The following is an 18,124-nucleotide window of genomic DNA, read 5'->3' as shown; positions in this document are numbered from 1 at the left end:
TGATGCTCTCCACGCCCTCCGCTCTCAGGGCCATGGAGCAATGGACGCAGCAATAGTCGAACTCGATTCCCTGTCCGATCCGGTTGGGGCCGCCCCCAAGGATCACGACTTTCTTTCGGTCCGAGGGGCTGCTTTCGTCTTCCGTTTCATACGTCGAGTAGTAGTAGGGGGTATACGCCTGGAATTCCGCGGCGCAGGTGTCCACCAGTTTAAAGGTGGCCTTGGTCTCCTCCCGCAATCGCCTCCGGCGAACCGTTTCTTCGTCCGAATGGAGCAAACCGGCCAGAAACCGGTCGCAGAGCCCCCATTTTTTGGCCTTTCGCAGCAGGTCCTGGTCCACTTTTTCAATGGAACCCGCCGACTCGATGAGGTCCTCCATTTCCACAATCTGTTTCAGCTGAGCCAAAAACCAAGGGTCGATGGCGGTCAGCTTGTACAGGTCTTCCACGGTGTAGTTCTGGCGAAAGGCTCGACCGATGTAGAACAATCGTCTCGAATTGGGATAGATGAGTTTCTGGCGCAGCTCTTCGTCCTCCACGGGATCTTTCAGAATACCCATGCCGTAGGCGCCGATTTCGAGCGAATAGATGGCCTTGTTCAACGCTTCCTTGAAGGTTCTCCCAATGGACATGACCTCGCCCACGGATTTCATGGACGTGGTCAACACGTCCTCGGAACCTTCGAACTTCTCGAACGCCCAGCGGGGAATCTTTACCACGCAATAATCGATCGTGGGTTCGAAGGACGCCATGGTTTCACGGGTGATGTCGTTGGGAATTTCGTCCAACGTGAATCCCACGGCCAGTTTTGCCGCCATTTTTGCAATGGGAAAACCGGTGGCCTTGGACGCCAAAGCCGAACTCCGCGAGACGCGCGGATTCATCTCGATGACCACCAGGTCGCCGTTTTCGGGATTGATGGCGAACTGGATGTTACACCCTCCCGTCTCCACGCCGATCTCCCGCATGATGTCGATGCTCGCGTCCCGCATCTTCTGGTACTCCCGGTCCGTCAAGGTCTGAGCCGGAGCCACGGTGATGCTGTCCCCCGTGTGAACGCCCATGGGGTCAAAATTCTCGATGGGGCAGATGATGACCACATTGTCTTTGCGGTCCCTCATGACTTCGAGTTCGAACTCCTTCCATCCCACCACGGACTCTTCCACCATCACCTGATGAATCAGGCTCGCGGCAAGCCCTGCGGTTGCGTGCGTCTCGAGATCTTCCCAGGTGTAGGCCACGCCTCCGCCCGTGCCCCCCAATGTAAAGCTGGGCCGGACAATCACGGGGAGGCCCATATCCTGGGCGATCCGCCGGGCCTCGTCCATGGTCGTGGCAATGCCGCTCTTGGGAATCCGAAGACCGATATGGCTCATAGCCTCGCGAAACAGGTCCCGATCTTCGGCTTTCCGGATGACTTTAGGCGAAGCGCCGATGACTTCCACTCCGAATTTTTCGAATACGCCCATATCGTCCACGGAAACGGCCAGGTTCAGCCCGGTTTGACCTCCCAGCGTGGGCAGGCAGGCGTCGGGACGCTCCTTCTCGATGACCTTGGCCACCATTTCCGGTGTCAGCGGCTCGATGTAGGTGAAGTCGGCCATCTCCGGGTCCGTCATGATGGTGGCCGGATTCGAGTTGATCAGCACGATCTCGTAGCCTTCCTCTTTCAAGGCTTTGCAGGCCTGCGTGCCGCTGTAATCGAACTCACACGCCTGGCTGATGATAATCGGACCGGAGCCGATGATCAGTATCTTCTTGATGTCGGTTCGTTTTGGCATGGCGTTAGGACTTTCTCGATTGCATCATGTCGATGAAACGGTCGAATAGATAGCTTGCATCGTGCGGCCCCGGAGAAGCCTCGGGATGATATTGCACGGAGAGGACGGGGAGCGTCTTGTGTCGAAATCCTTCCAGCGAACCGTCGTTGAGGTTCACGTGCGTAACTTCCACTTCCGACGAGTCCAGGGTTTCGGGGTCCACGCAGAATCCATGGTTTTGGCAGGTGATCTCCACTTTGCGCGTCTCGAGGTTCATCACCGGTTGATTGGCTCCTCGGTGTCCAAACTTCAGTTTGTAAGTGCGGGCGCCCAGAGCCAGGCCAAGTACCTGCTGGCCCATGCAAATTCCGAAGATGGGATACCGCTTGAGAACCCGCCGCACTTCCTCCACCGCGTAGGGAATGCCCTCCGGGTCTCCCGGACCGTTGCTCAGGACCACGCCGTCCGGGGACAGGTCGTCCAGAAGCCGGTCATATCCACGGGGAGGCAGCACGATGACTTCACAGCCTCTTTTGTACAGGCTCCGGAGAATATTGTATTTCACACCGTAATCATACACCACCACGCGAAACCGCCGGTTCCTTTTCCACTCGGTAGCCGGCTCCAGTTCGGGCCACGAGTACGGCCGGCCCCCGACAACCAATTCCACCATGTCGGCGCCCACCAGGCCCGGCCATTGGCGGGCCTTCTCCACCAAGGCTTCCGGGCTCGACACGTCCGTGGAAAGGATGCCTTTCAGTGCGCCCACGGAACGGGTGCGCTTGGTGAGAGCCCGCGTATCGATCCCCTCGACACCGAGGACGTTGGAACGCCGGAGATAGTCCGCCAGGTCCCCCTTGGATCGCCAGTTACTCACTCTCGGCGGATATTCCTTGATGATGAGTCCTTCCACTCGAATGTCGGCGGATTCCACGTCATCCGGATTGACGCCGTAATTTCCTATGAGGGGATAGGTCATGGCCACGATCTGGCCCTTGTACGACGGATCCGTCAGGATTTCCTGATATCCCGTCATACTGGTATTGAACACCACCTCTCCCAGGGCTTCTCCCGCCCCGGTGAAACTCTCGCCCTCGAAAAGGGCGCCGTCTTCCAGTGCCAACAATGCTTTCATGTGTCTTCACTCATGGGTGCTAAAGATGAGAGCGTGGATGAATCGGCCGGAAGCGGTAAATCGCCCGCCGCCGTTTCATCTCGCCGGACCTAGCCGGCCTCGCTCGCGCGCTCGGCTCGTGTTCCACAACTGAAAAATCGCTTCCGCCGCGCGGTCGGCGCCTCCCGTGAACGATTGAAACGCAAGCCTCGCTTTTTTATCGCCGGCCGCGCGTTTTTCGGGATCGTCCAGCAGCTCTTCGATACGACTCATAAGGTCGCCGGCGTTTTCCACTCGGAGACCGCCCCCGAAGGACTCCAATCGACGGACCGCGTCTTCGAAATCCTCGGTATGCGGCCCGTAGAGAGGTCGTTTGCCCCATGCGGCGGGCTCCATAACGTTCTGTCCGCCCAAAGGGACCAGCGAAGCGCCGCAAAACACCACGTCCGCCGCTCCGTAAAAATCGAGCAACTCGCCCATGGTGTCCAAAATCACCACCCGTTCGGTCCGCCGTTCACGTCCGGAACGGATCCGTGTCCAATATTGGAAGCCGAGGCCGTTGGCCTGAAGGGCTCGGGCCATGGCGCGCACCCGCTTCAGATGGCGGGGCGCCGGCACGGCCAGTACATCCGACCGCTTTGACAGGAGTCGTTTCAAGGCCGCGATCAGGGGCGCAATCTCGGGTCCACGAACACTGCCGAAAACAAGCAACGCGCTTCCCGGCCGCACATCCAGCCTCGAGGTCAAGGCCTCGGTGTTCGATTGTTCGACTCGTTCGGCCAGCATATCGTACTTTGCGTTTCCCGTCACGCGCACCCGGTTCGAGGGCACTCCGAGCGCCCGAATACGACTCGCGTCGATTTCCGCGATGGTCAGGCAGAGGTCGAAAGATCCGAGGACCCGCCTGAAAAAGGGCCTGAGCGCCAGGTAACGTTTCATCGAGCGAACGGAAATCCGGCCGTTGGCCAGAATCGTGGTCGTCCCCAGGGACCGCGCCATCTCGAGAAAATTGGGCCAGATTTCGGTCTCGAGCGCAATGTACATGTCCGGCCGAACCCGCTTCAGGGCCCCCATCACACAGGGCGCATAATCCAGCGGATAGTAGGCGACCTGCACGTTCCGCGGCAGAACTCCGCGCGATTGGCGATAGCCGTCGGGCGTGGTGGAAGAAACCAGCAGGGACGCGGTCGGGAAACGACGCATCAACGCCTTTGACAGCGAGGCCGCCACCTGAAGCTCCCCTACGGACACGGCGTGCATCCATATGCGCGGACGCCCTTTCATTCCGCCGGATATCGACTTTGGTATGAATCCGAGCCGCTGTTCCGCGCCTTGCCAATCCCCCGGCCGGCGCAACAGATGCGACAGAGCCACACCCAGCAACGGCGGGAGCGCGAGCACGGAACACAGATTGTAGATCCAGAAAAAGGGGCTTCGATTCATCATGTCATTGGCTCGGAAAGGGTGGGAAGCCGTCGCGCACCGCTTAAACGGGTTTTTATATGAAATCGGCGTCCGGCAGTCAAGAATTTAATCGTGTCGCATCCCGTCCGGCGTCACGACCATTCGAAGGCTGTTGGGATCAAAGGCGCGCTGCATAATCACCGATTATGTCGCACACCCATCGCACACCCCGACCGGTTTCGACACGGTGGCAAATTTCCACTGGATTTGGTATGATGTTCGAGTCGGGATTTGTGTAACTGAAGCAGGTTGCCGTTTATCGCACGCGCCGGTGACCTGGAAACGGAAACCGGAGGACGAGCACCGTCCGCTTCAGAAGGCTTCGTTTCCGGAAACGGACGAACCTCCAAATCGTCCAATCGCTTTTTGACAACATAAGGGAGCCTGTCATGGGTTTTGTCAAAACGCTACATGAGATCGCCCGCATGCACCGGGAAACCTACGATTTTTTCGATGCGGAAATGTTGACCGTGTTCTTCGAGACCAAGACCGAGGTCGTCGAGCGGTTGCTGCCCCCTCCCCTCAAGCCCGCTTCCATGCCCATCGGTTTTGCATTCACGGCGAACTACCCGAAGACCAACTTCGGCATCGAGTATCGGGAGAGCGGCCTCTTTGTGCAAGCCTCGTTCAACGGCGAAGAAGGAAGTTTTTGCCTGGCCATGCCCGTCAGCAACGATATGGCCATGATCGGCGGCCGGGAGATGTTCGGGTACCCCAAGAAAATCGGGGAAATCGGTTTGACGAGGCAAGGAGAACGGATGCTGGGCTGGACCGAACGCCGTGGGTTTCGTTTTCTCGAAATGACGGCGGACCTGACCGGAACCTTCAATGTCCCCGAAGTCCAAAGCGCCTTTACCCCAACGGCGGAAACTCATGCCATTATCTTCAATTTCAAGTACTTTCCCGCCCCCGACGGCGCCGGCTTCGACTATCACCCCCGCCTGATCCGGGAAGTGGTGGTCATGCGGCCCAAATCCGTCGAAGCGGGCAAGGCCGAACTGATCCTACGATCCTCCCAATGGGACCCCTGGGGCGACGTCCAACCCGTGCGAGTGCTGGGCGCCGTGTACACGGTGGGCGACAACTCGATGCTCAAAGGCTCCGTTGTCGCCGAAGCCGACCCTGCCGCGTTCCTGCCTTTCATCACCATGAAAGTGGACGGGTACTAGACTTTTGAACTTCGCGAGGCCGTGCGGTTCAAGGGCTCGGCAAGTGAAGCACCGGGGTGGGATCGAGCCACGAGGACACGATTTTGGCGAAGGCGTCCCGGTCTATTCCTTCGATTTCCATAAAGGCGTCCACAAAATCCACGCCCTGGATAAGATGGAAGGAACCCTCGTAAAAAAGCGCAACGATGCAGTTTTCAGGACGGTCCGGACGGACCCTTTTCCCTTTGAAATATCGGCACAGCGGCGGATACACGGCGCTTTTCACGGTTTCCCAGTCGGCGTTTTTGGGAATCGCGCCTTCGCAGACCAACAGGGGTCTTTCGGCATCGTTGGTCAACAGGTACCGGACCTGATTGAAGTCTTCACCCGGAATAATGCGAAACGCCTTTTTCAAGAGCGTTTGAATGTCGGATTCCAAACCGGAGTCCCCTTTGAAGGACGGCTGTTCCCTAATGCTTTTGTTGTTCCTTGCGCTCCCGCCGAAGTCGTTCGATCTCCTGCTCGCTCAAGGTCACCTCTCCGCCCGGGGCGCGTTCCGGCAGGCCCTCGGGAAAGATCTGCTCCATGAAACCGTCTTCTTCGCTGGACCAGGACGACCAGCCCTCGACCTCAATATACACGGTGCAGGAGGTTTTGTACGAAGGATCGTAGATTCGAACGCCCTTCCCGTCATCGTATTCATAGGTCAACGTCGTTCCGTCGAACAGATCGAACTCTTCTTCCTTCACTCCCAGTCCAAGCAGGAGTTTTTTGTGCTTCTCCGGGATTTCCATGATCCTCCCTTCCGTTGTCCAGCCTGTGCACGCCCCACGCCGGGCGCATGACGCGTCCCAAACGATGATTCTCTGTGGCGGGAGGATGTCGCTTTCCCGCCTCACCCTGGGAAACCTCGACTTCGCGAGTGTTCCGGGTTATACTTTCGGAATTTGGGAGGGGGATGTCAACCGACTTTTCGCCCGGCGGAGTCCGGACTGAAGCGGGCGGCCATGTTTGTCTCGAGACTTCCCACGGTCACGGTCAAGAACGATCTCTGTTCCTGAGCGCGCCGGATCCAAGATCTCAGCTCGCTCTCGAGGTTCTCCTCTTTCACCTGGTACCCACTTTCGCCCGAACGGCCTTGTCTGGCGGAATTGATGAGGGTCCACTCGTTTCCTTTGTTGCCTACGATTCCCGTGTGTCCGAAACGCCGGGAAGATACGGAAATCAACGATCCGGGAGACAACACTTCTTTCAGCCGCGCCCAGGCCTCCGGGAAGGCCTTGTCACTGGCCCGGGGAATATGGATTTCACTGGGATTCGAGCAGAGAGACTGAATCACGCCTTCGCCCGTCAGGTAGGCGTATCGCTGCCGGCCCTCGTTCACGGCTTTACGAAGGAGGGCCTCCTTGACGCCGTTCGAACCGTAGTAGTTAATGCCGGCGTCTTCCAGGGCCCTCACCAGGAAGACATAGCAGTCCCGCTTTCGATAGTGTTTTCCAAGATATCGGTCTCGAGCCAGTTGCACAACCTCTTTGGAGATGTCGGACCCGTTGGAGACATCGGAGACTTCGGAGACATCGGAGACTTCGGAGGCGTCGGAGGCGTCGGACACGGTTGGAATGCGGGAGCCTTTGGATAGGTCGAAGGCTTCCTGGACTTTCGAAACTTCGGGCGCGTTGTTCGGCCACAACAGCAAGGGATCTCCGGGCAGGATGCAGGATGGAAAGTCCGGGGACACCGGAGGGCCGGCGGACAACGTTTGGGCCATGGTTTCCGCGTCGACCTGTGATGGGGACGAGCGCGCCGAGGTTTCCGCCGCAGTCAATGGCCGGAGGGAGCTGAATATGGGCTCCCTGAACTGATGACTCTTGAATAGGCGGATGCCTTTGCGACAGAGCTGCTCCGTCAGTTGGTCGAATTTCGTCACATCCGTCGGAGCGCCGCCGCGGGCTTCCCGAAGCATCCGGCAGCGATCGAGGACCAGTTCCGCCACTTCCTTGGCGCCGGCGGGATTATTTTGACGCATTCTTTTCCATCTGACATACTGGTTTGTATGCTTTAGGAGTGATTCCGTCTTGGCCAGAGTAAGGTCATTCTCGAAACCGGAAACACTGTTTCTCTTGTAATTACATACTATTAAGGTCGTATCGCCGGCGATTCCGTTTATCGATGCCACGGGACTCGTTCCTTTTGTGGTGTGTTGCGCTCGTATCACTGGCAACTATGGCGCCAAAAAACACGATTAGAGGGGTTTCGAACCGCTTTTCGTGAGGCCGGAACGCATCGTCAGGTCGGTGGCCTTCTTCCGAGGGGTTTCATGTCGATTAACTATGAAAAAGAGCTGAATCCGGCCCAACTCGAGGCGGTCATGCACGGCAATGGACCGGCCCTGATCGTGGCGGGAGCCGGCAGCGGAAAAACGCGCACTCTCGTGTACCGTGTGGCCAGACTGGTTGAAAGCGGGGTCGAGCCGTCATCCATCCTCCTACTGACGTTTACACGCCGGGCGGCGGAGGAAATGCTGTCCAGGGCCGCCGCCCTGCTGGACAGCCGATGTGCTTCCGTTGAAGGCGGAACCTTCCACTCGATGGCCAATAAAGTACTCCGCATGTACGGCCCGGAAATCGATATCCCCCCGGACTTCACCATATTGGACCGTGCGGATTCGGAAGACATCCTATCCTGGGCCAGGAAAGATCTGGGATTGAACCGTCGGGAGTTGCGTTTTCCCAGAAAAAGCACGCTGATGAGTGTGTTTAGTCAGGCCGTCAACCGGCGAGAGGATCTCGAAGCCCTGGTCGAACGCCAGAGTCCCCACCTGAAGCGGTTCCTGGGAGACATGAAGCGGGTCCGAACGCTTTATGAGGAACACAAAAAGAAAAACGCGCTGTTGGACTACGACGATTTGCTGGAATATTTCCTGGAACTGCTTCGCCGTATCGAATGGGTGCGCCTGGCCCTCAACACCCGGTACTCGCATGTGCTTGTCGACGAATTTCAGGATACCAACCCGAGCCAAAGCGAGGCGGTTACGTATTTGGCCGGTAAAGACCAGAACGTAGTAGTCGTCGGGGACGATTCACAATCCATCTACTCGTTCCGCGGAGCGAGGTTCAAGAACATCATCGATTTTCCGGTTCGGTTTCCCCATGCGCGGATCATCAAACTCGAGCAGAACTATCGTTCGACCCAGCCGATTCTGAATGCAGCCAACCGGATTATCTCCGAAGCGAAGGAAAAATACACCAAGTGTCTGTACACCGTACGCACTGAAGGGTCGCCACCGGTAATCTGGTCCGCGGAAAACGAGCACCACCAATCCGTACTGGTGGCCAACGAGATCGAACATCTGCTCGAAGGTGACTACCGCCCGGACGACATCGCCGTTCTGTTCCGGGGAAGCCATCATTCCTTTGACCTGGAGGTCGAACTCGCCAATCGGGGTCTATCCTTTGTCAAATACGGGGGTATCAAGTTCCTCGAGGCGGCGCACATCAAGGACGTGGTCTCCCACCTTCGATTGCTGGCCAACTCTTCGGACTTTTTTTCGTGGCAGCGCGTGCTTCTGCTCCTCGACGGCGTGGGTTTGAAAAGAGCTACTCAGGCCATTCAGTTCGTCAAGGAAAGCAATGCAGGATACCGGGCCCTGGCCACGATCCCCAAGATGGGAAGCCTGCCGGGCGCCAAAGCGCTGGCGCAACTGTTCGAAGACCTGTCTCGGATTCGGGGAAATCCCCGGCAGCAGGTCGAACGCGTGTGCGCCTACTATAACCCGATTCTGATCGAAAAATACGACGATCATCCGAAGCGCGCACGTCACCTGGAAGAATTGATGAGCCTGGCGGAACGCTTCACCCGACTCACCGATTTTCTGGCCGAGGTGACCCTGGAGCCCCCTCAGTCGGACGCGCACCTTCATGGTCCGGGGGACACGCTGACCCTATCCACCATTCACTCGGCCAAAGGCCTCGAATGGAAAGCCGTTTTTGTCATCTGGGTGGCCGAACAATGGTTTCCTCACAGCCTGGTGGGGGAAGACTCCGAAGAGATGGAGGAGGAACGACGGCTGCTGTACGTAGCCGCCACCCGGGCCGAGGAACGTCTCTATTTTTCATACCCGCGGATCTGGTACAAACACGGAGAGGGTCTGATCGACGTGCATGCTTCCCGATTTCTGAGTTCGCTTGAAAGCGGCGCCCCATACAACTGCTCGAAGCGCGCGGTGGGACCGGCTCCTACGCGTACGGATCCAGTACCCCGACACACGGTCCCTTCAAGCGGGTCCGGAATGCGAGCAACCAACTCCCTGACCGGCAAGCGTATACGTCACCGCACCTTTGGAGTCGGAATTGTCATTGCCGAACAGGGTGAGGACAAGATCATGGCCCACTTCGACCAGAAAGGACTCGTGACATTGAAGTTGGCGTACGCGCCAATAGAAATCCTTGATTGAATTCTTTAGTGAATGAAAGTTGTCGGACTCCACCTTCCCGCTTTCGGCCGGATGATATCTCTGTTATCATAGGAGATATCGGACGAACATTTTTTGGTCGGATCGCACCATTTACTTTGTGAGGGAACATGTCCGTTGAAAAAAAAGCCCGGTTTTCCATATGGTACGTCCTGTTGGGGGTATGGGTCGTCCTGTTGATCCAAAATATGCTGGTTTCCGCTTTGAGCGTCGAGCGCATCCCCTACAGCCAGTTTCTGAAGTTACTCCAGGAAGGGAAGATCAAAGAAATTGCCGTGTCCCAAAACACCATAGAAGGCAGGATTCAAGCCGACGGCGCCACCCCTGAAAAGACCTTCCGCACCATACGCGTGGATCCCGAACTTTCGAAAGAATTAGAGAAATATGGGGTCACGTTCAAAGGGGAAGTCGAAAACACCTTTTTCAGGGATCTGCTTTCGTGGATCCTCCCCGTGCTGTTGTTCGTAGGGATATGGTACTTTATGATCCGGCGAATCGGGGCGCAACAGCCCGGATTCATGACGCTCGGTAAGAACAAAGCCAAAATCTATGTGGAAGAAGACCTGAACGTACGTTTTTCCGACGTCGCCGGTGTCGACGAAGCCAAAGAGGAACTCGAGGAGATCATCGAGTTCCTCCGATATCCGCAAAAGTACACCGAACTGGGGGGGAAGATGCCCAAAGGCGTGCTTTTGGTGGGACCTCCGGGATCGGGAAAAACCCTTCTGGCCCAGGCGGTGGCGGGAGAAAGCCACGTGCCTTTTTTCAGCATGAGCGGCTCGGAGTTCGTCGAGATGTTCGTCGGGCTGGGAGCGGCCCGTGTCAGGGATCTCTTCACGCAGGCCAAGAGCAAAGCTCCCTGTATCATTTTTGTGGATGAACTGGACGCTCTGGGCAAAGCCCGAGGCATCTCGGGAATAGGCGGTCACGACGAACGCGAGCAAACGCTGAATCAATTGCTGGTCGAGATGGACGGATTCGATCCCACTGTGGGCGTTATACTCATGGCGGCGACCAACCGTCCGGAAATCCTGGACCCGGCCCTCTTGCGCCCGGGTCGATTCGACCGACACGTGCTTGTAGACCGGCCGGACAAGAAGGGCAGAGAGGCCATACTCAAGGTTCACATGCGAAACGTCAAATTGGGCGAGGACATCGACCCGGAAAAGATCGCCAATATGACTCCCGGGCTCGTCGGTGCGGACCTGGCCAACCTGGTCAACGAAGCGGCGCTGCTGGCCGTTCGCCATGGCAAGAATCATGTCGGAATGGCGGAGTTCGAAGAGGCCGTGGAAAGAATCATAGCCGGCCTCGAGAAGAAATCCAGAGTGATCAACAAAAAGGAACGGAACATCGTTGCCCACCACGAAGTGGGCCATGCTCTCGTGGCGCTGTCCCTGCCCGGAACGGAACCGGTTCAGAAAATATCCATCATCCCCCGAGGCATCGCAGCACTGGGGTATACGCTTCAAGTGCCCACCGAGGATCGCTTTCTGATGACAAAATCCGAACTTCTGAATAAGGTCGCGGTCCTTTTGGGTGGCAGGGCCGCCGAAACGGTGGTCTTCGGCGATGTTTCCACCGGAGCGCACAACGATCTGGCCAAAGCAACCGACATTGCCCGAAGCATGATGAAGCAATACGGAATGAGCCGACAATTGGGGCACGTGTATTACGATAAGGAACGCCACGGACAGTTTTTGGAGACCGGGTTCTTTGCGGCCCCCAATGAGTATAGTGAGGGCACGGCGCGTATGATCGACGATGAAATTCGGGAAGTGATCGAAGAGCAATTTAAGAAAGCGTTGGATATTGTCGAGAAGAAACGGGAATCGTTAGACAAAGCCGCAGAGGTGCTGCTCCAGAAAGAAGTGATTACCGGCGATCAGCTCAAAACAATCATGGTGGAGTTTGGACAGGAACCGGTTCAGATCCCGGATGTGTCCACCGGGGAAACGAAAGGCGCAACCGATGAATAACCGGGGCGCCAACAACAGCGGAACGGCCTGGTTTCGAACCATCTTGTGGGTCGCGGTTCTATGCGTTCTCATTCTGGCTTTGTTTGACAAGCTGGACCTTGGAGGTCTCTTTTCCGGCCGGCCGAAGCCCACGGAACTGGCGTTCAATCAAATAACGCCCGAATCCAAACCTCCCATCGTGGTTTCAGCGGACGAACAGATCAACCAGGACGTGTTCGAGAAAGCGTACAAGGCCGTTGTCAACATTGTGGCGACCACCCTCCGGGTGAACTTCTGGATGGAGGTGATTCCTCAGCAGGGTCAGGGTTCCGGTTTTATTGTGGATCCGGAAGGGTACATTCTGACGAACAACCATGTCGTGGAAAAGGCCCAGCGACTTACGGTGACGACCGCCATGGGTAAAAAAGTCGAAGCCCGTCTGGTGGGGCGCGACCGCCAGTCGGACCTGGCGGTAATAAAGATTCCGTCGGGAGACGTCGAGGCGGTGGCCACATTGGGAGATTCCGACACCCTGCGAGGGGGACAGAAAGCCATCGCCATTGGAAATCCTTTCGGTCTGTCCCACACCTTGACCACCGGCGTGCTCAGTGCGCTAAAGCGCGAAATCCAAACGCGGGATAACGCTCGGATGGAAAACCTGATTCAGACGGACGCCGCCATTAATCCGGGTAATTCAGGAGGGCCGCTGCTGAATTCCAACGCGCAGGTCATCGGAATCAACACGGCGATCTTCAGCCTGAGCGGGGGTTATCAGGGCATCGGGTTCGCCATTCCCGTCAACTATGCCAAGGAAGTCGCGAGCCAACTGATCACCAAGGGCCGGTTCGCCAAGCCCTGGTTGGGGATTACGGGCATAGGTCTTTCCGAAGAATTGGCGGACGCCCTCAGTCTCGGCATAACCGAGGGCGTGCTGGTGGTGGAGGTCGTCCGGGAAGGCCCGGCCCATCAAGCCGGCATCCGGGGTGGAACTCAAGAAGCGATCATCGGAAACCTGCGGCTTCCCGTGGGCGGCGATATCATCACCAGCATCGACAACGCTCCCATCAAAGAAATGAACCAGCTCGGACGATTGATTGAAAGCAAGCGGGTGGACGATGTCGTCTCCGTTCGAGTCGTGCGGGACGGTAAACCGATCGATCTCCCGGTTCGTCTGAAGGAACGACCCTGATCCAACCCAGGTAACGGTATAACCGAGAATCCGGCTGCAGCAGAACCGCCGCGCAGCAAGTCGTTTGTTTTCCTCAGGCCGGGGGAGCATTGTCTGCGAATACGGGATTAATGCGTTGTTTGGGGTAGGCTGCGAGTCCATAGCGCTTCAGTGGTGAACCATGACCGATCCACTCCAGGATGTCTCCGTCATCATCATTACTCACGACGAGGAACGCAACATCGCGGATTGTCTGGATTCCGTGAAATGGGCCGGAGAAGTGTTGGTGGTGGACAGCCACAGCGCGGACCGTACGCTCGAGTTGTGCCGGCAGCGGGGCGCCAAGGTTTATGTCGAAACATGGAAGGGATACGCCGCTCAGAAGAACAGCGCCCTCGATAAAGCGGAAAAGACCTGGGTCCTCTCCCTGGACGCCGACGAACGGGTGACGCCTGAACTGGTCGAAGAAATACGTGAAGTCTTACACCGAAGCAACTCGATGGACGGTTACTCCATCCCCAGAAAGAATCATTTCGCGGGTCATTGGATTCGACACGGAGGTTGGTATCCCGACCGTACATTGAGATTCTTCCGCCGGAACCGGGGCCGATTCGAAGAACGGGCCGTTCACGAGAAGGTGGTGATTCAAGGCAAGACCTCGGACCTGCAAAATCCCATCCTCCACTATACCTACCGGGACATATCCGATTTCCTGCGCCGGTCCGACCGGTACTCCAGTCTCAGCGCCCGGGAGTACGCCACGCGACGCATCACGGGCCCTCTCCGCATGTTGGGGCATGCGATGTATACGTTTCTGGACATGTATGTGTTCAAACTGGGATTTCTGGACGGCTACTACGGATTCCTCCTGGCCTGTCTCTACTCCCACTACACCTTTGCCAAGTACGCAAAGCTGAAGGAGCTGACCATAGAGTCTCCCGGATCGTAACGGATACGCCGGCGCCCGGAACATTCGCGAGCCGGAATCAAAAGCCCGGATTGAGGATTTCCGGCAGTCGGGCGGTATCCCGGCAGACCGTTTCCTTACCCTGATCGCACCAGCCCTTCAATTCACTCTCCTTATCCTTCCAGTATCGGACGTCCGTTTTGTAGAATCGGCACTCAATCTGATTACCGTTGATGGCGACAAAACTGTCGGGCAGCACCACGGTGGACAGCTCGTAGCCGATGTCATCGATGTCAATGTCATCGCCCCAGGCGTACTGAATCCTCAGGTCTCCCTGCCACCAGTGCACGTTGATATGCAAGTCCGCGCCCAGTTTATACCCAAAGGTCTCATCCGGCGGTCCGTTCAACACAAAACGCACGTATCCTTGACGGAGCATCCCCAAGAAAACGATGGGGAGGAACCCTTCTAAAAAAGGTCACTCCCCATGGTATGGTGAGATACTGGAAAGCCGCCACGACTCCTCCGGAGAGGGGGCGGAAACCCTTTTTTCCGTCAGCAGCCTTCGTCTTGTCCTATCCTGAAGGTGGCTTTGGGCGGCGCCGAGGCCGGCGGTGTGACGGCCGGCGAGGACGGCTGGACGGCGGCTTCCGACGAAGGAAGTTCTCCCTTTGGAGCAGGAAGAGCCGTTCTGGCGGCCATGGAAAGATAATTCACCACCGGTTCCGTGGACAGCACCAGGATGGCCAACTCCTTCATGGTTCCAAATCGATACATGTTCGGAGCCCGGTATGTTTGCAGGAACTCTTCCAACGAGTCCACGGCCTCTCGGTCCGACTGATCCAGCATCTGCAGCGGATCGGCTTCGGAGTTCTTTACGAAATTCAACTGTGACTTCAGCGCCTCCAACCGGGCGTTGTAGGATCGAAGGGCCCTTTGTTCGGGATTCGCCAAAACAACGGCCACGGAGCCGGCCAGTAACAGGATAAGCCCGAACAGCGTGGTCTTTCTCAAATGAAACATGATCGTCCTCCCGGTTAACCGCTCGCCTGGGCGAACACGTCTTCTTTGTTGATCTTCTTCTCAACCCAGGCCGCAACCATGAACATGCACGCCGCCATGGCCACGATAAGAAGCAAGGTAACGCCGTGACTGAGACCCAACACTTCCGGAACGAGGATCTGGCCCTGAACTCCATCGTACAAACCGCTCCACAATCTGAACGGAACGAAGAACCCGACTACGCCCAGGCACATACCGAGCAAAAAGACCACGGCGTCCAGTCTTCCGGTCACCGCGCCCACTACACTGGTAGTAGGACAGTATCCTCCCACGACGAAACCCACACCGATAATAAATCCGCCGATGATTTGGGCGGTCAGCTTGGTGGGTAGAATATATATCAATTCCATCCGATAGAGACCTGCGGCCCAGAGGACCCCCAGCCCCACCGCGCATGTTACGATGGCCGTAAAAATTACTCGGAGCACCGCGAAATCACGCAGATAGAAGATATTGACCAGCTTCCGCGGATCGGAAAAACCGGCCCGTTCCAAAGCCAGGCCGAAAAAGAACCCGGTCAGCACGGCGAGTTCCATTCCATACCATCCCGGGATGAGTCCCAGTTTATCCAAAGGTCCCATTAGAGCCACTCCTTTCTGAGAAACCAGGCCGCGGCGTACGCCCCTCCAAAAATGCAGAACATGAAAATCCAACTTCCGGCGGCCAGTGACGCGCCTCCCGTAAGGGCCTGGCCGGACGTGCAGCCGGTCGCCAATCGAGCGCCCCAGCCGGAAAGAAAACCTCCGAACAGCGCCAGCCATAGGCGGCCTCCGGCCGCCATATTCGGTCCCCTGGCGATTTCGCCTTTAAACCGTCCCCACACAAAGGCGCCGAACAGACCTCCCAGGATCACGCCGAACACTTCCCAGACGAGCCAATCGTTCAGCGGGTTCGCTCCCCCTTCAACGTAAGAGGCCGTATACGGATTCTCGGCCGTGTATTGGTGGGCGATGACATTGGTGGCCGCAATGGTGAGGCGTGCGAAAGCCCCGGACGATCCCAGTCCCCGCCCCATGGTATAGAACGCGAACAGGAGGGCCAGCCCCAGTATGACACCGCAGACATAGGGCGACCAGTACGATTGGCCGTATAGACGCTTGTCTCTTGCGGCAAACGGATTAGACACAATGTACTCCTTTTCTTGTCAGAGGAACCTGACCGGATTGAGAGTTAAACACGACTCGGCATTCGGTTGAAACCGAAAGGTCGCTCACCGTATCTCCACACAATTTTTTATAATAAGAATGCGGAATACGGCGGTCAAGTGGATTGGCTCAGGCACAACCGTCACATCCGGCCTCACTCCTTGTAAATCCCGAACACTTCCACCCGCATGGTGATGTGACCGTACCAGGTCACCGGATTGAATCGGATGTATCGAGCTGTCACCGGTGCAGGGAGATCGTTACGCACCTCCGTATTGGCGTCGACGTTGCCTTTGAACGTTACGATGGAACCGTCATGCTGATAAAAGATCCACTTGATGCCGTCCGAGCTATGGCTCAACCTGCAGGAGGTCACCCACTGGGCGCAGTTTTTCGCCCTGCCTTTGGAGCCCACGGTCCGCACCAGAGCCTTGGACCCCTCCCTGGGAACGCCGAGCCCCAGCTCGGCCGCCCACACGCCCCGCACCACAGCTTTGGATCCAGGTCCACCTGGATCCACCGGTCACCATAGTGGTTCTCTTGATCCGCCAATGGCCGAAAACGAGAATCGAACGTTCGACTGCTTCAAGAGCCCTCGCTCACATTGACCTGAACCGAATCCATCCACGTAGCGTCCGGCACGCCGTCGGCGTTATCGTCCACAGCGAAATAGAAAGTATACGTTCCAGGCGAAAGCGTCCTGTCGAGCACCTTCAGTGACGACGCCGTTTCCGGCAAAGGGGACGGCAAACCGGCATGAATCCCCTCTTCCCAGCCGCGGCAGGAAACCAGGTAGGAAAACGTACCAAACGGAGCCGTTCCCACAATCCAGAGATCGGAACGGAGTCCCGCGAGCTTCCCCGGATCCAGGGTTACATTTACGACCACGGACGTTTCCGGACTCACCGTGATCGTCTCGTCCGAGCCGTTGGCTTTCACGTCCGCCAGGGGTTCCGAAACGGACCGGATCAGAGCCGCCGCTTTCATCGCCATGTACTCGTGCCCCTGCCTCGTCGGGTGGATTTCGTCCCAGAAAAGATATCCGTCCCCGTCAAAATTCACCCCAAAATTCGGACACTCCTCGGTGACGTTTGTGAATCCTAAAGAGCTGTAATCCACCATCAGGACTTCGAACAGTTCGAACACATCGAGGAAATACACCGTCACGCCGGCGTTTTCTTCCATAAAGGTATCCACGCCGTCTTTCAGCTTCCGGTTGAACTCGACGGTAACGTCCATGCCCTTGCCGTAAGACTCCGGGGAACCGCTCCATTTGGGAGTTGCTCCGAGATTGGGCAGATTCGGAATCAGGAAGTGATCGGCCCCGGCCGAAACAAGCAGGTCCAGAGCGTCCATGATGTTCCGGACCGATGCCGACACGTCCGCCCCCTCCCGCCAGAGATCGTTGGCTCCGATCCAGATGGCGAAAAGTGCACGACTTGGAACTTCAAACGTTTCTACAAAATATTGGACCTGCTGCAACAGGCCGGGAGGAATGGCGCCGGCGGTCTGCGCGCCGCCATAGGCATAGTCCCGCAGATGCCCGCCGACACCGAGCTCGTCCGTAAGATATTCCACCCACACGGGCCCATTCGAGAAACGACCTTCGTAGTAGAGCGTCTGATCCGGTATGAATCCGCGGGTCAGGGCGAACACGTTCCCGTTGTCGGATAGACTGTCCCCAAAGGCAACCACATCGGTAAAATAGGCGGCGTGGCCTGCGGGACACAAAACGAGCGCACCACAAACGAGGTAAATGAAAAGCAGCCGTTTCTTCATTCATGTATCCCTTGTATGATTACCCTTTTTGCCTGTGCCGGATCCTTCCAGGATATCAGTGTTGCGATGGTGTGTAAACGTAAGTTTCGGCCGTTTCCAGGGCATTTTCTCCGAGAGGTCCTTTTCATCAACAACATGCGCCGCCTTTT

At 57.1% G+C, this 18,124-nt stretch carries 17 protein-coding genes; 5 read left to right on the top strand and 12 right to left on the bottom strand.

Features of this window, described 5'->3' with window-relative positions; all coding sequences use genetic code 11:
* The 3 genes from carB to HY788_20050 form a co-directional block, all read right to left on the bottom strand.
* The coding region (gene carB, locus HY788_20060) for a carbamoyl-phosphate synthase large subunit (GenBank protein MBI4776437.1) at positions 1-1,780 on the bottom strand (1,780 nt) is incomplete at its 3' end.
* Positions 1,781-1,784: 4 nt separating this feature from the next.
* A complete protein-coding gene (gene carA, locus HY788_20055) occupies positions 1,785-2,894 on the bottom strand; it encodes a glutamine-hydrolyzing carbamoyl-phosphate synthase small subunit (GenBank protein MBI4776436.1) in 1,110 nt (369 codons plus the stop codon).
* Positions 2,895-2,969: 75 nt separating this feature from the next.
* On the bottom strand, positions 2,970-4,319 hold the full coding sequence (locus tag HY788_20050) for a hypothetical protein (GenBank protein ID MBI4776435.1): 1,350 nt from the start codon (positions 4,317-4,319) through the stop codon (positions 2,970-2,972).
* Positions 4,320-4,726: 407 nt separating this feature from the next.
* On the opposite strand from HY788_20050, the gene HY788_20045 reads away from it, so the two are divergent.
* On the top strand, positions 4,727-5,506 hold the full coding sequence (locus HY788_20045; protein MBI4776434.1) for an acetoacetate decarboxylase family protein: 780 nt from the start codon (positions 4,727-4,729) through the stop codon (positions 5,504-5,506).
* 28 nt (positions 5,507-5,534) lie between these two features.
* Here HY788_20045 and HY788_20040 read toward each other — a convergent pair whose 3' ends face one another.
* From HY788_20040 to HY788_20030, 3 genes are all read right to left on the bottom strand, one after another.
* Complete coding sequence (locus HY788_20040; protein MBI4776433.1) at positions 5,535-5,924, bottom strand: hypothetical protein; 390 nt, start codon at positions 5,922-5,924, stop codon at positions 5,535-5,537.
* A 31-nt stretch (positions 5,925-5,955) separates the two neighbouring features.
* On the bottom strand, positions 5,956-6,279 hold the full coding sequence (locus tag HY788_20035) for a hypothetical protein (protein MBI4776432.1): 324 nt from the start codon (positions 6,277-6,279) through the stop codon (positions 5,956-5,958).
* Between the two features lie 167 nt (positions 6,280-6,446).
* Positions 6,447-7,661: a hypothetical protein gene (locus HY788_20030; GenBank protein ID MBI4776431.1), complete on the bottom strand. Its 1,215-nt coding sequence runs from the start codon at positions 7,659-7,661 to the stop codon at positions 6,447-6,449.
* A 141-nt stretch (positions 7,662-7,802) separates the two neighbouring features.
* On the opposite strand from HY788_20030, the gene HY788_20025 reads away from it, so the two are divergent.
* The 4 genes from HY788_20025 to HY788_20010 all read left to right on the top strand — a co-directional run bounded on the left by HY788_20025 (position 7,803) and on the right by HY788_20010 (position 14,031).
* Positions 7,803-9,938, top strand: coding sequence for an ATP-dependent helicase (locus tag HY788_20025; GenBank protein MBI4776430.1), 2,136 nt, complete (start codon positions 7,803-7,805; stop codon positions 9,936-9,938).
* Between the two features lie 128 nt (positions 9,939-10,066).
* Positions 10,067-11,935 (top strand): ATP-dependent metallopeptidase FtsH/Yme1/Tma family protein, encoded by a 1,869-nt coding sequence (locus tag HY788_20020; GenBank protein ID MBI4776429.1) that lies wholly within the window; start codon positions 10,067-10,069, stop codon positions 11,933-11,935.
* Entirely contained in the window at positions 11,928-13,103 is a 1,176-nt protein-coding gene (locus tag HY788_20015; protein MBI4776428.1) for a trypsin-like peptidase domain-containing protein, read from the top strand. Before HY788_20020 ends, HY788_20015 begins: the two co-directional genes overlap by 8 nt.
* Before the next feature lie 160 nt (positions 13,104-13,263).
* On the top strand, positions 13,264-14,031 hold the full coding sequence (locus HY788_20010) for a glycosyltransferase family 2 protein (protein MBI4776427.1): 768 nt from the start codon (positions 13,264-13,266) through the stop codon (positions 14,029-14,031).
* Between the two features lie 37 nt (positions 14,032-14,068).
* Here the strand turns inward: HY788_20010 and HY788_20005 are convergent, their stop codons facing one another.
* The 6 genes from HY788_20005 to HY788_19980 form a co-directional block, all read right to left on the bottom strand.
* The gene (locus HY788_20005; GenBank protein MBI4776426.1) at positions 14,069-14,401 is read right to left on the bottom strand and encodes a hypothetical protein; all 333 of its coding nucleotides are present in this window, start codon (positions 14,399-14,401) and stop codon (positions 14,069-14,071) included.
* Between the two features lie 143 nt (positions 14,402-14,544).
* The gene (locus tag HY788_20000) at positions 14,545-15,012 is read right to left on the bottom strand and encodes a hypothetical protein (protein ID MBI4776425.1); all 468 of its coding nucleotides are present in this window, start codon (positions 15,010-15,012) and stop codon (positions 14,545-14,547) included.
* Between the two features lie 14 nt (positions 15,013-15,026).
* Positions 15,027-15,632, bottom strand: coding sequence for a YeeE/YedE family protein (locus tag HY788_19995; GenBank protein MBI4776424.1), 606 nt, complete (start codon positions 15,630-15,632; stop codon positions 15,027-15,029).
* Complete coding sequence (locus HY788_19990; GenBank protein ID MBI4776423.1) at positions 15,632-16,177, bottom strand: YeeE/YedE family protein; 546 nt, start codon at positions 16,175-16,177, stop codon at positions 15,632-15,634. The genes HY788_19995 and HY788_19990 overlap by 1 nt, the downstream gene beginning before the upstream one ends.
* Before the next feature lie 173 nt (positions 16,178-16,350).
* Positions 16,351-16,686 carry a discoidin domain-containing protein gene (locus HY788_19985; protein MBI4776422.1) on the bottom strand — a complete coding sequence of 112 codons (336 nt, stop codon included), beginning with the start codon at positions 16,684-16,686 and terminating at the stop codon, positions 16,351-16,353.
* 95 nt (positions 16,687-16,781) lie between these two features.
* Positions 16,782-17,975, bottom strand: a complete 1,194-nt coding sequence (locus HY788_19980) for an SGNH/GDSL hydrolase family protein (GenBank protein MBI4776421.1) — start codon at positions 17,973-17,975, stop codon at positions 16,782-16,784.
* Positions 17,976-18,124 lie beyond the last annotated feature (149 nt).

Source organism: Deltaproteobacteria bacterium (assembly GCA_016208165.1).
Lineage (GTDB): Bacteria > Desulfobacterota > Desulfarculia > JACQYL01 > JACQYL01 > JACQYL01.
This window is presented reverse-complemented; position numbering and strand designations above follow the sequence as displayed.